Source organism: Pseudomonas sp. 34 E 7, assembly GCF_900005715.1.
In the GTDB taxonomy this organism is placed as follows: Bacteria; Pseudomonadota; Gammaproteobacteria; order Pseudomonadales; family Pseudomonadaceae; genus Aquipseudomonas; species Aquipseudomonas orientalis_A.
Map to the genome: position 1 here is coordinate 723 of NZ_CVTX01000174.1, position 267 is coordinate 989.

Annotated in this window: 1 protein-coding gene; it reads right to left on the minus strand. The window is 56.6% G+C overall.

Features of this window, described 5'->3' with window-relative positions; translation table 11 throughout:
- Positions 1–267 (minus strand): immunoglobulin-like domain-containing protein (locus BFP96_RS31870; protein ID WP_256549184.1); only part of this gene is annotated, 267 nt, incomplete at both ends.

Sequence of the window (267 nt, forward strand, 5' to 3'; positions counted from 1 at the left end):
TGACTGTGCCGCTGGACTGGTTCACACCGATGGTGATGGTTTTGCCGTTATCCAGGGTGACGGTCAACGGGTTGGTGATGTTGGTCACCAGCGCACCGTTTTTATCCACAAGGCTGGCGGTGTAGACGATGTTGCCGCCTTCGCCAACCGTGGTGGTAGCGCTCAGAACCACATCGACTTTGTCGATGGTGTCGTTGATCGCTGTCGTTGCACTGTTTTGCGCAACTACCAGCTGCTCGAAGTTGCCGCCGGAAGCGTCGGTGATCT